Here is a 17,248-nt window from a genome sequence, read left to right on the forward strand (position 1 = left end):
GCGTACGTTGAGTACATGGCACCCAGTGGAATAAAAAAAGCGAACCGATGGGCCCGCTTTTGGTAATAACTCTATTTGGCCGTCGATACTGTGCCGAGCCGGTGACAATAACACAAGTATTATCAATCACTCACGAGAGCTAGCCCTCAGTCTTGCTCATCCATCCAGCACATAATGATCGCTTCCAAAATCCGTTCATTCGAGCGCTCAGGATCATCGTCAAAGTCATCCAGTTCGGTGATCCATTGATGCAAGTCGGTAAAACGTACTGTTTTAGGATCGACATCTGGGTAAGCGTCACACAGCTCAATCGCAATATCGAGTGAATCCGTCCATTTTAAACTCATTTTGCTTCTCCGTCCGTTACAGCATTAGATTAATGATTTTCCGCTGCATGGTTTAGGGTGTAGCGTGGAATTTCGACCACCAGATCTTCATCGGTAATTTTCGCCTGACAGCCCAAGCGGGACTCTGGCTCAAGTCCCCATGCTTTATCGAGCATGTCATCTTCAAGCTCATCACTTTCGTCGAGCGAGTCAAAGCCTTCGCGAACCACAATGTGACAGGTAGTACACGCGCAAGACTTTTCACACGCGTGCTCGATGCCAATGCCATTTTTTAGCGCCACATCGAGGACGGTCTCCCCTTCTTTCCCTTCCAGTTCCGCACCTTCTGGGCATAACTCGTGGTGCGGCAGAACAATAATCTTAGGCATGATTACACCTCATCAATGGATTGACCGGCCAACGCATTACGAATCGATTTGTCCATACGACGTGCCGCAAAGGTCTGGCTGGCTTTATCTAGTGCTTTGATTCCCGCTTCAATGGCAGCGCCATCATCGCCGTTACGCAGCGCGATCAATGTTTCAATTTCGTTCACGAGCGCTTGTTGCTCATTATGATCGAGCAAGGTGTCACCGTCTTGTTGCATGGCGACCAGTAGGCCTTCGATCACCCGATCGGCTTCAACGCGTTGCTCCGCCAAATAGCGGGCATCTTTGTCTTCTTCCGCATGGGTAAATGATGATTTGATCATGTTGGCGATTTCGTCATCATTGAGCCCGTAAGACGGTTTAACCTGGATCGACGAGGCCACACCAGTCGACTTTTCCATGGCCGACACAGACAGCAAACCGTCGGCATCCACTTGGTAGGTCACGCGGACATGGGCTGCCCCCGCGGTCATCGGTGGAATGCCTTTTAAGGAGAAACGCGCCAACGAGCGGCAATCATCCACCATTTCACGTTCACCTTGTACCACGTGCACTTTCATGCCGGTTTGACCGTCTTTAAACGTGGTGAACTCTTGGGCTTTCGCCACAGGAATGGTGGTATTGCGTGGAATGATTTTTTCTACCAGGCCGCCCATGGTTTCAATGCCGAGCGAAAGCGGGATCACGTCCAGCAACAACATGTCAGAGTCGGGCTTATTGCCGACCAAAATATCCGCTTGTGTTGCGGCACCTATCGCGACCACTTTATCTGGGTCGATACTGGTTAACGGTTCACGACCAAAGAAGTCGCCGACTTGATGGCGAACGGCCGGTACCCGGGTTGACCCGCCGACCATCACGACTTCTAGGATTTCATCGGCACTGACGCCGGCGTCTTTAAGCGCACGACGGCACGACATCAAGGTCTTTTTAACCAAAGGGGCGACCAAGGCATCAAAGGTGTCACGTGTCAGCGTACCTTGCCAACCGAGTACGTCAATGTCGGTACTGGCGGAGGAAGACAATGCGATTTTAGCCTGTGTCGCTGCGTGGAGCACCGTACGGCGCTCATCACCACTGAGGGTTTCAAACCCGGCTTGCTCACAGATCCATTGCTCGAGCAGGTGGTCAAAATCATCCCCACCTAGTGCTGAATCGCCCCCGGTGGCCATGACTTCAAACACGCCTTGGGAGAGACGGAGAATCGATATATCGAAGGTCCCGCCCCCGAGATCATACACAGCGATCACGCCCTCTTGGCCCGAGTCGAGCCCATAAGCAATGGCCGCTGCGGTTGGCTCATTGAGTAAACGGAGTACATTCAGGCCCGCGAGTGTCGCGGCATCTTTGGTGCCTGCTCGCTGCGCATCATCAAAATAAGCTGGAACAGTGATCACCACGCCTTCAAGCGCATCACCCAAGCTGACTTCTGCACGTTCACGTACCGCCCGCAAAATATCGGACGAGCCTTGAACTGGGTTGATGGCACCACGTCGTGTCTCGACTTGTGGCAGGCCATTTTCAGTTTGTGAAAACCGATAAGGAAGTTGCGGATAACGTGTCTGGACGTCATCCAAAGAGCGTCCCATCATGCGCTTGACCGATACCAAGGTGTTGGCACTATCCGTTTGCACATGAGGAAGGGCATCATAACCCACTGAAATGGCATCACCACCATAGTGGACCACCGACGGGATCAGTGATCGATCGTGTTCATCGTTCAAGGTGGTTGCGACACCGCTTCGTACCGTGGCAACCAAAGTGTTGGTCGTACCCAAATCGATGCCGACTGCATGCTTGTGTTCATGCGGCGCGGCACTTTGACCGGGCTCTGAAATCTGTAACAGTGCCATGTCTAATCCTTAAACTTTACTGCGTTGACAGGCGAATAGTGCCGATCAGCTCATCAGCTGATCTTCGACGCGCTCCACTTCGGAGCAAAGCTTCTCTGCAAACTTAAGCTTGCGCACAATCACTGCCGCCTCTTGCCATTGAGAAGCAGCGAGTGCCTGCTTAACCTCTTTGATCAAGGCATCATAAAGCGCTTGTGCTTTTGCGCCAAAATCAAATAACGCAGCATCGTCTTGGCTATCAGTGATCGACTCCAGTTCTTCACGCAGTGTCATTTGCTGCATTAAGAACTCAGGATCCTGCATTGTTTGCTTTTCGTCTTTTATATCAATGCTTTGTAACGTCAGCATATATTCAGCGCGTCGAACGGGACCTTTCAACGTCTGAAACGCATCGTTAATTTGCGAGGCTTTCTGCACCGCCTGAAGACGCGTTTTATCGTCTTGGCTAGCAACGTTATCTGGGTGATACTGGCGTTGCAGCTCCCGAAACGTTGAAGAAAGCGAGCTACCGTCCAGCTCAAACTGATACGGTAGCCCGAAGAGTTCAAAATGATTCATGTGCTCTCACGTTTTACACGTTGAAGCTTTCGCCACAACCACATTCGCTACTGACGTTAGGGTTGTTGAACTGAAAACCTTCATTTAGGCCTTCTTTGACAAAATCTAACTCTGTCCCTTCGAGATAGAGCAAGCTCTTGCCATCGACGATTACCTTGACGTCATCGTATTCGAATACCTGATCACCTTCTTGAAGCTCATCAGCAAATTCAATGACATAGGCCATGCCAGAACATCCTGACGTCCGTACGCCAAGACGCAAGCCAATGCCCTTTCCACGGTTGTCTAGAAACGCTCTTACGCGATCTGATGCCGCTTGTGTCATGGTAATAGCCATAGTATCAACAACCCCTTCGTTTTACTGCTGGTGTTTTTTCTTGTAGTCGCTAACTGCTGCTTTAATGGCGTCTTCCGCTAAGATAGAGCAGTGGACTTTAACCGGTGGCAGCTCAAGCTCTTCCGCAATCTCAGAGTTTTTGATTGCAGCGGCATCGTCAATCGAACGGCCTTTTACCCATTCGGTAACCAACGAGCTCGATGCGATCGCTGACCCGCAGCCATAGGTTTTAAATTTAGCGTCTTCGATGATGCCTTCGTCATTCACCTTGATTTGTAGCTTCATGACGTCGCCACATGCAGGGGCACCGACCATGCCGTTACCGACGGATGGATCGCCTTTTTCAAACGAGCCAACGTTACGTGGGTTTTCGTAGTGGTCAATTACTTTTTCGCTGTAAGCCATAATTGTTTCCTCAATATGATTGCTCACTGTTGCCAGTTGGCGCGTTTTTCGTATTAGTGGTGCGCCCATTCAACGGTACTTAAATCAATACCGTCTTTGTACATGTCCCAAAGTGGTGACATTTCTCGCAGCTTGTTCACGGCCTCACGGACTTTTTCAATCGCGTAATCCACTTCTTCTTCAGTAGTAAAACGACCAAATGAAAAACGTAGTGAGCTGTGTGCTAGCTCATCGTCGCGTCCTAGCGCACGAAGAACATAAGAAGGCTCAAGGCTTGCTGATGTACACGCCGACCCAGACGATACCGCCAGATCTTTTAGCGCCATCAACAAAGACTCACCTTCAACAAAGGCAAAGCTCACGTTCAAGTTGTGTGGAACGCGCTGCTCCAAATCACCATTAACGTAAACTTCTTCTAAATCTTTGACGCCGTCATAAAAGCGATTACGTAACGCAAGTGCATGTTCAAAATCTTTTTCACGCTCTTCTTTAGCGATACGGAAGGCTTCACCCATACCCACAATTTGGTGGGTCGGTAAGGTGCCTGAGCGCATACCACGCTCGTGACCACCACCGTGCATTTGCGCCTCAATACGCACCCGTGGCTTACGGCGAACATACAAAGCGCCGATGCCTTTTGGTCCGTAAGCTTTGTGCGCGCTGAAAGAAATCAGATCAATTTTCATTTCTTTCACATCTAAAGGCACTTTGCCCACAGATTGTGCAGCATCCACATGGAACATAATTTTGCGCTCGCGGCATAATTCGCCGATAGCCGAAACGTCTTGAATCACGCCGATTTCGTTATTCACGTGCATGATAGAGACCAAAATGGTGTCATCACGCATCGCCGCTTCTAGCTTTTTCAGATCAACTAAGCCGTTTTCTTCTAGGTCGAGGTAGGTGACTTCAAAGCCTTCTCGCTCTAGCTGCCGGCATGGATCAAGTACCGCTTTGTGCTCGGTCTTGCAGGTAATGATGTGCTTGCCTTTTTTCGAGTAGAAATTGGCAATACCTTTAATGGCTAGGTTGTCTGATTCCGTCGCGCCAGAGGTGAACACGATCTCACGCGGATCGGCATTGCAATAATCGGCAATGTTTTCGCGTGCAGTATCAACGGCTTCTTCTGCTTGCCAGCCAAAACGGTGCGAGCGAGAGGCTGGGTTACCGAAGACCCCGTCCATGGTCAGATGCTGACTCATTTTTTCAGCAACGCGCGGATCAACCGGACACGTGGCTGAATAATCAAAATATATGGGCAATTTCATGTTTTTCTCCAATTACACCGACATTGGTCATCAGGAGCGAACGTTCACGCCTATGGTGGCGCTATCTTGTTTGACCTTCGAGCTAAACGTGTTTCTTGGCGCCAATGAGGCGTCCAGTTTAGCATCCTGACGATCTGCTACTTGCTTCACTTCGTTATCATGCATCAGCTCACCGAGCGTGATGTCGTTTAGAAAACCGCTAATACGGGCACTTAAGTCGTGCCACAAGGTGTGTGTCAAACAACGGGTTCCGCCTTGGCAGTCTGCTTTACCTTGGCATTTTGTCGCATCCACCGATTCGTCAACCGCGGCAATCACCGCGCCAACGGCAATCTCGTTGGCTGCTATCCCGAGACGATAACCACCGCCTGGACCACGAACACTGCTGACCAGTCCCGACTTACGGAGCCGTGAAAAAAGTTGCTCAAGATAAGACAAGGAAATGCCTTGACGCTCAGAGATGTCCGCCAGGGGCACAGGGCCCTGCTCGGCATGAAGCGCCACGTCGAGCATGGCGGTAACCGCATAACGGCCTTTCGAAGTCAATCTCATAACACGCTACCTGTGGTGAATAGATGCTCAAATGGTTACATACCCGAGTATTTTGGTCAAGTATTTACCTGAGTATTTTTGTCAAGTTTTCACCAAGGTGTACGACGCCTCATTTGAAAGGATCAACGTGGGGAGTGATTATCGGTATTTTGCTCGCTCGATGCCGCCTGTTTGGTCACCTTTTCCACCGAAGACAGCACGCCTCGTAAAATATTGAGTTCCTGACTCTCTAAGCGCGCGCGATTAAATAAGCGACGTAGTTTTGTCATGACCATGCCAGGGTGCTGAGTACGGATAAACCCTGTTTTAGTAAGAACCGTTTCGAGGTGCGTATAAAAACGCGCCAAATCTTGGTTCAGCGGATAGTCTTGTTCAAGGGTTGGGCCTTGATAGGCTTGACTGTCCAACCAGGCGACACGCATTTCATAACACAGCGTTTGCACAGCCATGGCCAAATTCAAAGAGCTGTAGTCTGGATTGGATGGAATCGAAACATGATAGTGACATGTTTGCAGCTCTTCATTGGTTAAGCCAGTTCGCTCTCGGCCAAAAACGATGGCAACCGGATGTGTTGCGGCTTCTTGAATGGCTTTTTGGCCGCACGCTCGCGCATCCAGCATCGGCCATTCTAATGTTCGGCTTCTTGCGCTGGTGCCTATCACTAGGCCACAATCGGCCACCGCTTCTTCAAGCGTATTCACCACTCTCGCGTTATTGGCAATATCACTGGCCCCTGCGGCTAAGGCAATGGCTTGACCGTCTACTTCACAGCCAGGCGCCACTAATGTCATGTTGGTCAGTCCCATGACTTTCATCGCTCGGGCGGCTGAGCCAATGTTTCCGGAGTGGGACGTGCCTACTAATACAACGCGAATTTGATCTAGCATGATGTTGTTTTCGTCTCTTGCTCTGTCCATCTTGGATGGGATGGGCAGCGGTCTGTCAGATCTGCGCAGTTTATCACAGTGCAATCGATAATACTTCTCAGCTAAGCCTGCGGCTGGCGTCATATTTAGCAGAGAGCACGCGCTTATTGACGGTTAAAAAATACCCACTTTCCTTTTGCTCTGGCTCTGTTATACTCCGCCCCGCTTTCGTTCTTTAACATCCGTTGGGAAAACCGTATGCATCCGATGCTAAACATCGCCGTCCGTGCTGCACGGAAGGCTGGCGATTTTATCGCTAAATCTGCAGAAAACAAAGACAACATCGAAACCGCACAAAAAGGCACTAATGACTTCGTCACTAATGTCGACAAAGCGGCGGAACAAATCATTATCGATATTATTAAAAAGTCATATCCGGACCACACCATCGTTAGCGAAGAGTCAGGCGTGGCGGAAGGCAAAGATAGCGATTATCAATGGATCATCGACCCACTGGATGGCACCACTAACTTCATTAACGACTTCCCGCATTTCTGCGTTTCCATTGCTGTGCGCATTAAAGGCCGTACAGAAATTGGTTGCGTTTACGATCCTATCCGCAATGAGCTATTTACCGCTCAACGTGGTTCTGGCGCACAACTCAATAACAAGCGTATCCGTACTGGCAGCGCCAAAGAGCTTGACGGCACCCTCTTAGCGACCGGCTTCCCGTTTAAAGCTAAACAGCACGCTGAAGGCTTTATCGCCGTTGTTGGGGCGTTGTTTGTCGATTGTGCTGACTTCCGTCGTACTGGATCGGCAGCGCTCGATCTTTGCTACGTTGCCGCGGGCCGTGTTGACGGCTTCTTTGAACTAGGCCTTAAGCCTTGGGATCTGGCTGCGGGTGAGTTAATTGCGCGCGAAGCGGGTGCCATTTGCACTGACTTTAACGGCGGTACCGACTATATGCGCTCTGGCAATATTGTCAGCGGTGGCGCACGTGTGGTGAAAGGTATACTCGCCAAAGTTCGCGAACACGCGCCTGAGTCGATGAAAAAATAAAGACACCGATAAGATATTAATAAAAAGCGGCGCTCAATGAGCGCCGCTTTTTTGTACCTGAAGATGATGACGGCTTGTAAACAATTCGCCACTTGGTCACTGCATAGCCCCACTCTAAGCACAGGGCAAGCGTGGTTAAGGCATCGCGTCGAACTCTTCCCCTTCTTTTTCCACTTCAGGGATCAAGAGGTGCTCGCGCGCAATACCGAGTTTCAAGGCCAGCGCCGAAGCGACATAAATCGATGAGTATGTCCCGACGGTAATACCAATCAACAGTGCCATGGCAAACCCATGGATCATCGACCCACCCAAGGTAAAGAGCGAAATCACCACAAACAAGGTAGTGCCTGAAGTAATGGTTGTCCGACTTAGGGTTTGTGAAACAGACGCATTGATGATTTCGTCTGACTCGCCTTTACGAAGTTTGCGGAAGTTCTCACGAATACGGTCAAACACCACAATGGTATCGTTAAGCGAGTAACCCACGACTGTCAGCAAAGCAGCGACGATAGTGAGATCCACCTCCACGTCGAACAGAGAGAAAATCCCCAGCGTAATAATCACATCGTGAGCCAGCGCCATGACGGCACCGGAAGCTAGACGCCATTCGAAACGGAACGAGACGTAGATCAGGATACAAACCAATGCAATGATGATTGCCAAGCCACCCGCTTCGGTCAGCTCGTCCCCGACATTGGGGCCGACAAACTCGATGCGGCGCATCTCGACGTTATCACCGGTACCGGCTTTGATGGCATTCAGTACTTCATTACCGAGGTTTTCACCTTCCATGTCATCACGTGGGCGCAGCCGAACCATCACGTCCGTGGCGCTACCAAAGTTTTGCACCACCGCATCGCCAAAGCCTTCAGCGGATAACGAATCACGGATTAGGGCAAGATCAGCCGGTTGTTCAAAACCGACTTCAATCAAGGTACCGCCGGTAAAATCGAGCCCCCAATTCAACCATTTGGTTGATAAGGTGACCACAGACGCCGCAATCATGAAGATCGAGAACACGAAGGCCACTTTAGACCAACGCATAAAGTTGATCGACATGTCCGGTTTAAATATTTGAAACATGCTTGGGCTCCCTTAAATCGACAGTTTTTCGACGCGCTTGCCGCCATACACAAGATTTACCAGTGCACGCGTTCCCACGATAGCGGTAAACATGGAGGTCAAAATACCAATCGATAGTGTCACCGCGAAACCTTTAATTGCGCCAGTACCCACAGCAAACAAGATGATCGCCGTAATCAGCGTGGTAATATTAGCATCGGCAATGGTACTAAAGGCGTTGGAATAACCCCGATCAATCGCATGTTGTGGACTACGCCCTTCGTGCAGCTCTTCTCGAATACGTTCAAAAATAAGCACGTTAGCATCCACCGCCATCCCCACGGTTAAGACAATACCGGCAATGCCCGGTAGCGTCATGGTGGCGCCCGGAATAAGCGACATAATCCCAATAATCAAGATGATATTCGCGAACAAGGCACAGTTAGCAAACAAGCCGAAGCGGCGGTAATACACCAGTGTAAACAGCATGACTGCAACGAGGCCCCATAAACAGGCTTGTATACCCATATTGATGTTTTGCTGCCCCATGGATGGACCTATGGTGCGTTCTTCAACAATCGAAATGGGCGCAATCAACGCACCGGCACGTAGCAATAACGCAAGGTTGTGAGCTTCAGCTGCTGAGTCGATCCCGGTAATTCGGAAGTCACGGCCTAATGCCGATTGAATGGTCGCTTGGTTAATCACTTCTTCGTGTTTTTCCAAGATCACTTTGCCATTTTCGTCACGCTCACCACTGTCTTTGTACTCAGCAAACACCGTTGCCATCAGCTCGCCAATGTTACGCTTACTGAAGTCAGACATTTTGTCACCGCCCTCGCTGTCGAGCGAGATGTTCACTTGTGGGCGACTGTACTCATCACGTGATGAACTGGCGTCTGTGATGTGTGAACCGGTTAAGATGACTCGCTTTTTCAACACCGCAGGACGCCCGTCACGCGAGCTCATTAGCTCACTACCCGGCGGAACACGCCCTGCCATCGCTGCAGATAAATCGGCATCTTGGTCGACTTCACGAAATTCCAAGGTCGCGGTCGCACCGAGAATTTCTTTTGCTCGGGCCGTATCTTGCACACCTGGCAACTCAACCACGATGCGACTCGCACCTTGACGTTGGACCAAAGGCTCTGCGACCCCGAGCTCATTGACACGATTACGCAAAATAGTGATGTTTTGCGCCACCGCGTAGTTACGGATTTCTTTTAATCGCTCTTCTTTGTACACCGCGGTTAAGGTGCCGTCGTCTTCATCAATCGAGAAGTTCATATCCCGATAATTGTTCGACAGTAGCTCGAGCGCTTTATTGGTGTCTTCTGCGTTACGCAAGTTAACCATTACGCGCGTGTTATCTTCGACACGTAAACCACGATAGCGAATGCGCGCTTCACGTAAATCAGTACGAAAGCTGTCTTCTTGCTGGGTAATCAACTTTTCTAGCGCAGCGTCCATGTCCACTTCCATTAAGAAGTGTACCCCGCCACGTAAATCGAGTCCCAATTTCATTGGTGTTGCGCCAAGGGCGTCCAACCAAGAAGGGGTCGCTGGCGCCAGGTTTAATGCGACCACATAGTTATTGCTATCAAAGCGAGACATCAACGCATCACGAGCACTGATTTGCGATTCAGTGTCTTTAAAGCGAGCTAAGACAGTGCCGTCTTCAAGCGCAATGGATTGGTAGGAGAGGTCATTAGATTCGAGAGTTTGTTTGATGGAGTCCAGCGCAGTCATATCTACCGAGGCGCCACGCGCCCCGGAAATTTGTACTGCTGGATCTTCACCGTATAAATTGGGAAGCGCATACACGATGCCAATAACCAAGGCTATTAGCACCATGATGTACTTCCACAAAGGATAACGGTTTAGCACAGCATGCATCCTTTATGGTTGCGAGAATTAGAGAGACTGGATAGTACCTTTGGGCAGTACTGCCGTCACGAAGTCTTTTTTAATGGTCACTTCGTTATTGTCGTTAAGAGCAATAACAATAAAGTCATTGTCTTCAGCAATTTGGGTGATTTTACCCACCAAACCACCACCGGTCAGTACTTCGTCTCCTTTGCTCATGGATGCCATTAGGTTTTTATGCTCTTTAACACGCTTAGATTGCGGGCGATAAATCATAAAATAGAAAATAACCGCAAAGAGACCAAGCATAATAAAAAGCTGCATACCGCCACCTTGTGGGCCGGCTTCAGCCGCTGCGTGAGCTTGTGAGATAAACATTCAATCACGTCCTCGTTTTAGTTGTTGAATTCGAAATCAATCGAGCGGTGGCACTTCCTTGCCACGACGCGCGTAGAAATCCGCTACAAAGGCATCTAATCTACCTTCGTCAATCGCGTTACGCAAACCTTCCATGACGCGCTGATAATAACGCAAGTTATGGATAGTATTGAGTCGCGCACCGAGGATTTCATTACAACGGTCTAAGTGGTAAAGATAGGCACGGCTATAATGGCGGCAAGTGTAACAGTCACACTCAGGATCCAGAGGCGAGGTATCACTTTTATGTTTCGCATTACGGATCTTGATCACACCACCGGTAATAAATAGGTGACCATTTCGAGCATTTCGGGTCGGCATCACGCAATCGAACATATCAACGCCACGACGCACCCCTTCCACGAGGTCTTCCGGTTTACCCACTCCCATTAGATAACGGGGTTTGTCTTCCGGCAACTGCGGGCAGGTATGCTCCAAGATGCGATGCATATCTTCTTTTGGCTCACCGACGGCAAGTCCGCCAACGGCGTAACCATCAAAGCCAATCTCAGTTAGGCCTTCTACCGACACATCGCGTAAGTCTTCATATACACCACCTTGCACAATGCCGAACAGCGCATTTTTGTTACCAAGTTTGTCAAAATGATTGCGACTACGCTTGGCCCAGCGCAGTGACATCTCCATCGACTTTTTCGCTTCAGCGTGCGTCGCAGGATACGGGGTACACTCATCAAAGATCATCACGATGTCTGAGCCAAGGTCGTATTGGATCTCCATGGATTTTTCCGCATCCATGAAAATCCGATCACCGTTAACCGGGTTACGAAAATGCACTCCTTCTTCAGTGATTTTACGGATATCTCCTAAGCTAAAAACTTGGAAGCCGCCAGAGTCGGTTAAAATAGGGCCATGCCACTGCATAAAGTCATGCAAATCCCCATGCAGTCGCATGACTTCTTGCCCCGGACGTAACCATAAATGGAAGGTATTACCGAGTAAGATCTCAGCCCCAGTGCCTTTCACTTCTTCTGGGGTCATGCCTTTTACGGTGCCATAGGTCCCCACGGGCATAAATGCCGGGGTTTCGACCGTGCCGCGCTCAAAAATCAAACGGCCACGGCGGGCGCGTCCATCGGTTTTCTTCAGTTCGTATTCCACGAATCCTCCTCAGTGCCAGAGAAACAGTCTGGCGTGTGTCTTATGCTAACAAGGTTTACCCTGCCGCAAGCTTAGATCACACGAAGCCAGGCTTCGCGTGAACTTAATTAATCAGGTTGTTGCTGACGGGTTATAAACATGGCATCGCCATAGCTGAAAAAGCGATAGCGCGCTTCAACTGCCGCGCGATAAGCGGCCATGGTATGTTCGTAACCGGCAAAAGAACTCACCAGCATGATCAAGGTTGATTCCGGCAAGTGGAAGTTGGTGACAAGCACATCCACTAGCTGCCACTGGTAACCGGGATAGATAAAAATCTGGGTGTCATTAAAAAATGGCGCCAGTGGTTCACCTTTTTGCTTCGCCGCTTGTGCTGCACTTTCCAATGACCGTACTGACGTGGTCCCCACCGCAATCACGCGTTTACCTTGTGCACGCGTTTGATTGACCGCATCGACCACCTCTTGAGGCACTTCAGCATACTCGGCATGCATAATGTGCTCTTCAATGTTGTCGACCCGAACCGGTTGGAATGTTCCGGCGCCCACATGCAAAGTAACAAAGGCAATATTGACGCCTTTTTCTTTGAGCGTTGCCATAATGGCATCATCAAAGTGTAATCCCGCCGTTGGCGCAGCCACCGCCCCAGGTTTTTGGTTATACACGGTTTGATAACGCTCTTTATCGCTTTCTTCATCAGGACGGTCGATATACGGCGGCAACGGCATATGGCCGATGTCGTTGAGTGTATCCACTACGCCTTTATCGCTGTTTAGCTGGATTTCGAACAGGGCGTCATGGCGTGCCACCATTTCTGCCGGGATCTGTCCGTCATCACCGAGGAATAATTCAGCACCGGGTTTTGGCGCTTTAGACGCGCGCACGTGGGCAAGGAAACGACGTTCGTCGAGCACACGCTCCACCAGCACCTCTATTTTTCCACCCGAGGCTTTGCGGCCATACACGCGTGCAGGGATCACACGTGTGTTGTTGAACACCATCAAATCCCCAGGTTCAACCAGTTCGAGGATATCTTTAAACTGACGATGCGCTACCTCACCGCTGGTGCCATCAAGTGACAATAAGCGACTTGCACTGCGATCCGGCTGTGGATAGCGCGCAATCAACTCATCAGGGAGTTCAAAGTGAAAATCGGATAATTGCATGACGTTTGCCTAGATAAAAAGCAGGCCGCTAGTATAGGTAGCCCACCGTGAATATCAAGCGAGCGAAGCAGGCAATCGTTTCAGTGCGCATTAATAGCATGGCGATATTTACGTTTGAAGCCTTTGCCGGATGATTAACTTTGGCGGATGATTAACTTTCGTGGATGATGTCCTTTTGCAGATCATTGCCTTTTGCGAATAATAGCCTTTTGCGGATAATAGCCTCGCGCAGATAATTGATGTGTATCACGTCCACCCCGTGCCAAGTGCACTACAGTTAAATTAATCCTGTGCACTGATAACAAGGAGGTGCCATGTTTACCGTTGATGATATGATGACTCGCCATCCACATACACTGAGTCCGGATCATACGCTTGATGATGCCCACCGCTTAATGCGCGCGGAACGCTTCCGTCACTTACCCATCGTCGATGATAATGAACGCTTGCTTGGGCTCGTTACCCAGCGCGATGTGCTTTCAGCCCAGGCATCGTCTTTAGGAAGAGCAACCAATGGCGATCATCAAATCCATACCCCACTCGCACAATTTACCGATAAGCAACTTGTCACCGTCTCGCCAGAGGCGTCGTTACGTGCCGCAGCATTATCAATGTTAGCGCGTAAAATAGGGTGTTTACCCGTGATTAGAAATCAACGCCTTGTTGGGATCATTACTGATAGTGACTTTGTCGCCATTGCGTCGACCTTGCTCGAAATTCAAGAAGAAAGCGAGCCGATGGAAGAAGGTGAATAAACAAAAGGGAGTGTTTCCACTCCCTTTCTGGCTTCATTTCCATGATAACGGTTTTAATTAAAACTGATCTTCTTCCGTTGAGCCCGTCAGTGCGGTTACCGAAGATTGACCGCCTTGGATAATATTAGTCATCTGGTCAAAATAGCCAGTACCGACCTCCTGCTGGTGAGCCACAAACGTGTAACCACGCTCCGCCGCAGAAAATTCAGGTCGCTGTACCTTCTCTACATAATGGCGCATTCCCTCACCTTGCGCATAAGCGTGGGCAAGATCGAACATGTTGTACCACATGTTGTGAATGCCCGCTAAGGTGATGAACTGATACTTGTAACCCATGTCGGACAGCGCTTGCTGGAAACGAGCGATGGTGTCGGCATCCAAGTTCTTTTCCCAGTTAAAGGATGGCGAGCAGTTATATGCCAATAATTGATCCGGATATTGCGCATGAATCGCCTCGGCAAATTGACGTGCTTCTTCCAGATCCGGTGTCGCGGTTTCACACCAAATCAAATCAGCATACGGTGCATAAGCGAGACCACGGGAAATCGCTTGTTCAATCCCTGGACGCACGCGATAAAAACCTTCTGCGGTGCGCTCACCTGCAATAAAGTCTTTATCATAAGGGTCGCAGTCTGAGGTAAGCAGATCAGCCGCATTAGCATCGGTACGGGCAATCACGAGCGTGTCAGTCCCTGCAACATCCGCCGCCAAACGCGCTGCAACCAGCTTTTGCACGGCTTCTTGGGTTGGCACCAATACCTTTCCACCCATGTGACCACACTTTTTCACTGACGCCAATTGATCTTCAAAGTGGACGCCTGCTGCGCCTGCCTCAATCATATTGCGCATCAACTCATAGGCGTTGAGTACACCACCAAAGCCAGCTTCGGCATCGGCAACAATAGGGAGAAAATAATCAGTCCCCTCTTCTGGGGTTCCACCTTTTGACCACTGTATTTGATCCGCGCGGCGAAAAGCATTGTTGATACGTTTAACAACCGAGGGGACTGAGTCAACTGGATACAGTGACTGGTCCGGATACATGCTGGACGCTGTGTTATTGTCCGCTGCCACTTGCCAGCCTGACAAGTAAATAGCTTCAATGCCGGCTTTTGCTTGCTGCACAGCTTGGCCACCCGTTAACGCGCCCAAGCAGTTAACATAGCCTTTTTTCGCACTGCCGTTAACAAGATCCCACAGCTTAGCTGCACCGCGTTTAGCAATGGTATTCTCGGGGACAAAAGAGCCGCGCATACTGACCACCTCTTCAGCGGTGTACGTTCGCTTTACGTTTTTCCAGCGTGGATTTTCAGCCCAATCCTTTTCCAGTTGCGCGATTTGTTGTTGGCGAGTCAAAGTCATGTTCCATTCCTCTTTGTTAGCAGAGCCTTGTCAGCCCTTCGCTTTCATTCCATGTTGTTGTTTTGCTTCCATGCCCATTAAGGCAAATACTCGTACCCTGGCAGGGTTAAGAAGTTAACTAGCTCATCACTGGTTGTCAGCTCGGCCATTAACGTTGCCGCTTGGCGGTATCGCCCTTGAGCAAAACGTTCAGTGCCCAGTTCGTTTTCAAGCACAGCCATTTCTTCTTCGAGGTACTGCGTAAATAGCTCTTTGGTTACCACGTTGCCATTGCTGAGCGGCTTTTGATGCTTGATCCATTGCCAGATCGACGCACGCGAAATTTCGGCGGTCGCCGCATCTTCCATCAAGCCGTAAATCGGCACACAGCCATTACCCGAAATCCATGCCTCTATATATTGGACCGCAACCCGGATATTGTGGCGCATGCCCGCTTCGGTGCGTTCTCCATCGCAAGGCGCAAGCAAATCCGCCGCGGTAATTGGCGCATCTTGCTCACGAGAAACCGTTAGCTGATTCGGCTTATCGCCGAGCGCTTTATCAAAAATGGCTTTCGCCGTGTCTGCTAATCCGGGGTGGGCAATCCAGGTTCCATCATGGCCATTATTTGCCTCTAGCGTTTTATCTTTTTCGATTTTCTCGAGCACTTGTTGGTTTTCGGTTGGGTCTTTGCTCGGGATAAATGCCGCCATCCCTCCCATGGCCAATGCACCGCGCTTATGACAGGTTCTCACCAACAGTCGCGAGTAAGCATTGAGAAAAGGTTTGTCCATGGTGACCACCTGACGGTCAGGTAGCACCCGATCAGGATGATTACGAAGCGTTTTGATATAACTGAAAATATAATCCCAGCGACCGCAGTTCAGCGCGACGATGTGATCGCGTAAGTGATATAAAATCTCATCCATTTCAAACACGGCCGGTAGGGTTTCGATCAATACGGTTGCTTTGATCGTGCCTCGGCTTAGCCCAAATTCATCTTCTGCAAATGAGAACACATCGCTCCACCACGCCGCTTCTTGATAGGCTTGTAGTTTGGGCAAGTAGAAGTAAGGACCGGATCCTGTCTCAAGCAACCGACGATAGTTATGGAAAAAGTAGAGCGCGAAATCAAATAAAGCACCGGGTAGCGGTTTACCTTGCCACATGACATGTTTTTCTGTCAGATGAAGGCCCCTAACCCGGCAGATCAGGCGCGCGGGATCATCGTTAAGTTGATAACGCTTTCCTGTCTCTGGTTGTTCATAACTGATGGTGCCGTTAATAGCATCGCGCAAGTTGCGCTGCCCCTCGACCACTTGTGGCCAAGCTGGTGCGAACGAGTCTTCAAAGTCCGCCATAAACACTTTCACATTGGCGTTCAGGGCGTTGATCACCATTTTCCGATCCACTGGGCCAGTAATTTCTAGCCGTCGATCTTGCAAGTCTTTGGGGATGCCACGAATGGTCCAATCATCGTGGCGAATCGATTGCGTCTCAGGAAGGAAATCGGGCAGCTCTCCCGCATCAATACGCTGTTGGCGCTGCTCGCGAGTGGCAAGAAGCCCAGGTATACGATCCGCAAATCGATTAGCCAAACTGGCTAAAAAACACAAGGCATCATCGGTTAGGATTTCTGCCTGCGCTGGGGTAACGGTCTCGTTAATTACCAGTGATTCGCGTAAGGTTGAGCATGCTTCTGTCATATCGCCTCCCTGGCTGTCATTTGTAATCCAATCACAACAAAAGTTGTTTACGGACATCAAGTGGCATCTCACTCACTCAACGCCACGCTAGTTATCTTACGTTGACTCAACCTCGGATAAAAATCAACCTAACACCTCACATCTATCAATCAAAAACCAGTAATAAACACTTAAAATCAGACATTTAAATAATTTAGAGC

Annotated in this window: 18 protein-coding genes; 2 read left to right on the top strand and 16 right to left on the bottom strand. The window is 49.8% G+C overall.

The features are described 5' to 3' along the window. Positions 1–146 precede the first annotated feature (146 nt). From iscX to trmJ, 9 genes are all read right to left on the bottom strand, one after another. Positions 147–347, bottom strand: a complete 201-nt coding sequence (iscX, locus tag BZG80_RS01700; RefSeq protein WP_077460268.1) for a Fe-S cluster assembly protein IscX — start codon at positions 345–347, stop codon at positions 147–149. Between the two features lie 29 nt (positions 348–376). Next, positions 377–715, bottom strand: a complete 339-nt coding sequence (gene fdx, locus BZG80_RS01705; protein WP_077460267.1) for an ISC system 2Fe-2S type ferredoxin — start codon at positions 713–715, stop codon at positions 377–379. A gap of 2 nt (positions 716–717) precedes the next feature. Beyond that, the gene (gene hscA / locus BZG80_RS01710; RefSeq protein WP_077669531.1) at positions 718–2,568 is read right to left on the bottom strand and encodes a Fe-S protein assembly chaperone HscA; all 1,851 of its coding nucleotides are present in this window, start codon (positions 2,566–2,568) and stop codon (positions 718–720) included. 45 nt (positions 2,569–2,613) lie between these two features. Continuing rightward, positions 2,614–3,126 carry a co-chaperone HscB gene (hscB, locus tag BZG80_RS01715; protein WP_077678607.1) on the bottom strand — a complete coding sequence of 171 codons (513 nt, stop codon included), beginning with the start codon at positions 3,124–3,126 and terminating at the stop codon, positions 2,614–2,616. A gap of 13 nt (positions 3,127–3,139) precedes the next feature. Then, positions 3,140–3,463 (bottom strand): iron-sulfur cluster assembly protein IscA, encoded by a 324-nt coding sequence (gene iscA / locus BZG80_RS01720; RefSeq protein ID WP_021022920.1) that lies wholly within the window; start codon positions 3,461–3,463, stop codon positions 3,140–3,142. 21 nt (positions 3,464–3,484) lie between these two features. Then, complete coding sequence (gene iscU, locus BZG80_RS01725; protein ID WP_025744586.1) at positions 3,485–3,868, bottom strand: Fe-S cluster assembly scaffold IscU; 384 nt, start codon at positions 3,866–3,868, stop codon at positions 3,485–3,487. Positions 3,869–3,921: 53 nt separating this feature from the next. Further along, on the bottom strand, positions 3,922–5,136 hold the full coding sequence (locus BZG80_RS01730; protein ID WP_077460264.1) for an IscS subfamily cysteine desulfurase: 1,215 nt from the start codon (positions 5,134–5,136) through the stop codon (positions 3,922–3,924). Positions 5,137–5,166: 30 nt separating this feature from the next. Next, a complete protein-coding gene (gene iscR, locus BZG80_RS01735; protein ID WP_021022917.1) occupies positions 5,167–5,688 on the bottom strand; it encodes a Fe-S cluster assembly transcriptional regulator IscR in 522 nt (173 codons plus the stop codon). A gap of 122 nt (positions 5,689–5,810) precedes the next feature. After that, positions 5,811–6,575: a tRNA (cytosine(32)/uridine(32)-2'-O)-methyltransferase TrmJ gene (gene trmJ, locus BZG80_RS01740; RefSeq protein ID WP_021022916.1), complete on the bottom strand. Its 765-nt coding sequence runs from the start codon at positions 6,573–6,575 to the stop codon at positions 5,811–5,813. Positions 6,576–6,812: 237 nt separating this feature from the next. On the opposite strand from trmJ, the gene suhB reads away from it, so the two are divergent. Continuing rightward, positions 6,813–7,616, top strand: a complete 804-nt coding sequence (gene suhB, locus BZG80_RS01745) for an inositol-1-monophosphatase (RefSeq protein ID WP_077678608.1) — start codon at positions 6,813–6,815, stop codon at positions 7,614–7,616. Between the two features lie 135 nt (positions 7,617–7,751). Here suhB and secF read toward each other — a convergent pair whose 3' ends face one another. The 5 genes from secF to queA form a co-directional block, all read right to left on the bottom strand. After that, a complete protein-coding gene (gene secF / locus BZG80_RS01750) occupies positions 7,752–8,699 on the bottom strand; it encodes a protein translocase subunit SecF (RefSeq protein ID WP_021022914.1) in 948 nt (315 codons plus the stop codon). A gap of 12 nt (positions 8,700–8,711) precedes the next feature. Then, entirely contained in the window at positions 8,712–10,565 is a 1,854-nt protein-coding gene (gene secD / locus BZG80_RS01755) for a protein translocase subunit SecD (protein WP_077460262.1), read from the bottom strand. Positions 10,566–10,592: 27 nt separating this feature from the next. After that, entirely contained in the window at positions 10,593–10,922 is a 330-nt protein-coding gene (gene yajC, locus BZG80_RS01760) for a preprotein translocase subunit YajC (RefSeq protein ID WP_021022912.1), read from the bottom strand. Between the two features lie 36 nt (positions 10,923–10,958). Next, the gene (tgt, locus tag BZG80_RS01765) at positions 10,959–12,080 is read right to left on the bottom strand and encodes a tRNA guanosine(34) transglycosylase Tgt (protein ID WP_021022911.1); all 1,122 of its coding nucleotides are present in this window, start codon (positions 12,078–12,080) and stop codon (positions 10,959–10,961) included. A 107-nt stretch (positions 12,081–12,187) separates the two neighbouring features. Then, a complete protein-coding gene (queA, locus tag BZG80_RS01770) occupies positions 12,188–13,246 on the bottom strand; it encodes a tRNA preQ1(34) S-adenosylmethionine ribosyltransferase-isomerase QueA (RefSeq protein WP_077678609.1) in 1,059 nt (352 codons plus the stop codon). Positions 13,247–13,560: 314 nt separating this feature from the next. Between queA and BZG80_RS01775 the strand changes: the two genes are divergently transcribed. Continuing rightward, the gene (locus tag BZG80_RS01775; protein ID WP_077660461.1) at positions 13,561–14,001 is read left to right on the top strand and encodes a CBS domain-containing protein; all 441 of its coding nucleotides are present in this window, start codon (positions 13,561–13,563) and stop codon (positions 13,999–14,001) included. 57 nt (positions 14,002–14,058) lie between these two features. Here BZG80_RS01775 and aceA read toward each other — a convergent pair whose 3' ends face one another. After that, complete coding sequence (gene aceA, locus BZG80_RS01780) at positions 14,059–15,363, bottom strand: isocitrate lyase (RefSeq protein WP_021022908.1); 1,305 nt, start codon at positions 15,361–15,363, stop codon at positions 14,059–14,061. Between the two features lie 77 nt (positions 15,364–15,440). Then, positions 15,441–17,048, bottom strand: a complete 1,608-nt coding sequence (gene aceB / locus BZG80_RS01785; protein ID WP_021022907.1) for a malate synthase A — start codon at positions 17,046–17,048, stop codon at positions 15,441–15,443. Positions 17,049–17,248 lie beyond the last annotated feature (200 nt).

The sequence above is a fragment of the Salinivibrio sp. MA440 genome (assembly GCF_001996265.1).
In the GTDB taxonomy this organism is placed as follows: domain Bacteria; phylum Pseudomonadota; class Gammaproteobacteria; order Enterobacterales; family Vibrionaceae; genus Salinivibrio; species Salinivibrio costicola.

What these genes read in the sequence shown, in the direction of transcription:
- iscX (WP_077460268.1), bottom strand. Translation starts at nt 347, where the DNA reads ATGAGTTTAAAATGGACGGATTCACTCGATATTGCGATTGAGCTGTGT.
- fdx (WP_077460267.1), bottom strand. Translation starts at nt 715, where the DNA reads ATGCCTAAGATTATTGTTCTGCCGCACCACGAGTTATGCCCAGAAGGT.
- hscA (WP_077669531.1), bottom strand. Translation starts at nt 2,568, where the DNA reads ATGGCACTGTTACAGATTTCAGAGCCCGGTCAAAGTGCCGCGCCGCAT.
- hscB (WP_077678607.1), bottom strand. Translation starts at nt 3,126, where the DNA reads ATGAATCATTTTGAACTCTTCGGGCTACCGTATCAGTTTGAGCTGGAC.
- iscA (WP_021022920.1), bottom strand. Translation starts at nt 3,463, where the DNA reads ATGGCTATTACCATGACACAAGCGGCATCAGATCGCGTAAGAGCGTTT.
- iscU (WP_025744586.1), bottom strand. Translation starts at nt 3,868, where the DNA reads ATGGCTTACAGCGAAAAAGTAATTGACCACTACGAAAACCCACGTAAC.
- BZG80_RS01730 (WP_077460264.1), bottom strand. Translation starts at nt 5,136, where the DNA reads ATGAAATTGCCCATATATTTTGATTATTCAGCCACGTGTCCGGTTGAT.
- iscR (WP_021022917.1), bottom strand. Translation starts at nt 5,688, where the DNA reads ATGAGATTGACTTCGAAAGGCCGTTATGCGGTTACCGCCATGCTCGAC.
- trmJ (WP_021022916.1), bottom strand. Translation starts at nt 6,575, where the DNA reads ATGCTAGATCAAATTCGCGTTGTATTAGTAGGCACGTCCCACTCCGGA.
- suhB (WP_077678608.1), top strand. Translation starts at nt 6,813, where the DNA reads ATGCATCCGATGCTAAACATCGCCGTCCGTGCTGCACGGAAGGCTGGC.
- secF (WP_021022914.1), bottom strand. Translation starts at nt 8,699, where the DNA reads ATGTTTCAAATATTTAAACCGGACATGTCGATCAACTTTATGCGTTGG.
- yajC (WP_021022912.1), bottom strand. Translation starts at nt 10,922, where the DNA reads ATGTTTATCTCACAAGCTCACGCAGCGGCTGAAGCCGGCCCACAAGGT.
- queA (WP_077678609.1), bottom strand. Translation starts at nt 13,246, where the DNA reads ATGCAATTATCCGATTTTCACTTTGAACTCCCTGATGAGTTGATTGCG.
- BZG80_RS01775 (WP_077660461.1), top strand. Translation starts at nt 13,561, where the DNA reads ATGTTTACCGTTGATGATATGATGACTCGCCATCCACATACACTGAGT.
- aceA (WP_021022908.1), bottom strand. Translation starts at nt 15,363, where the DNA reads ATGACTTTGACTCGCCAACAACAAATCGCGCAACTGGAAAAGGATTGG.
- aceB (WP_021022907.1), bottom strand. Translation starts at nt 17,048, where the DNA reads ATGACAGAAGCATGCTCAACCTTACGCGAATCACTGGTAATTAACGAG.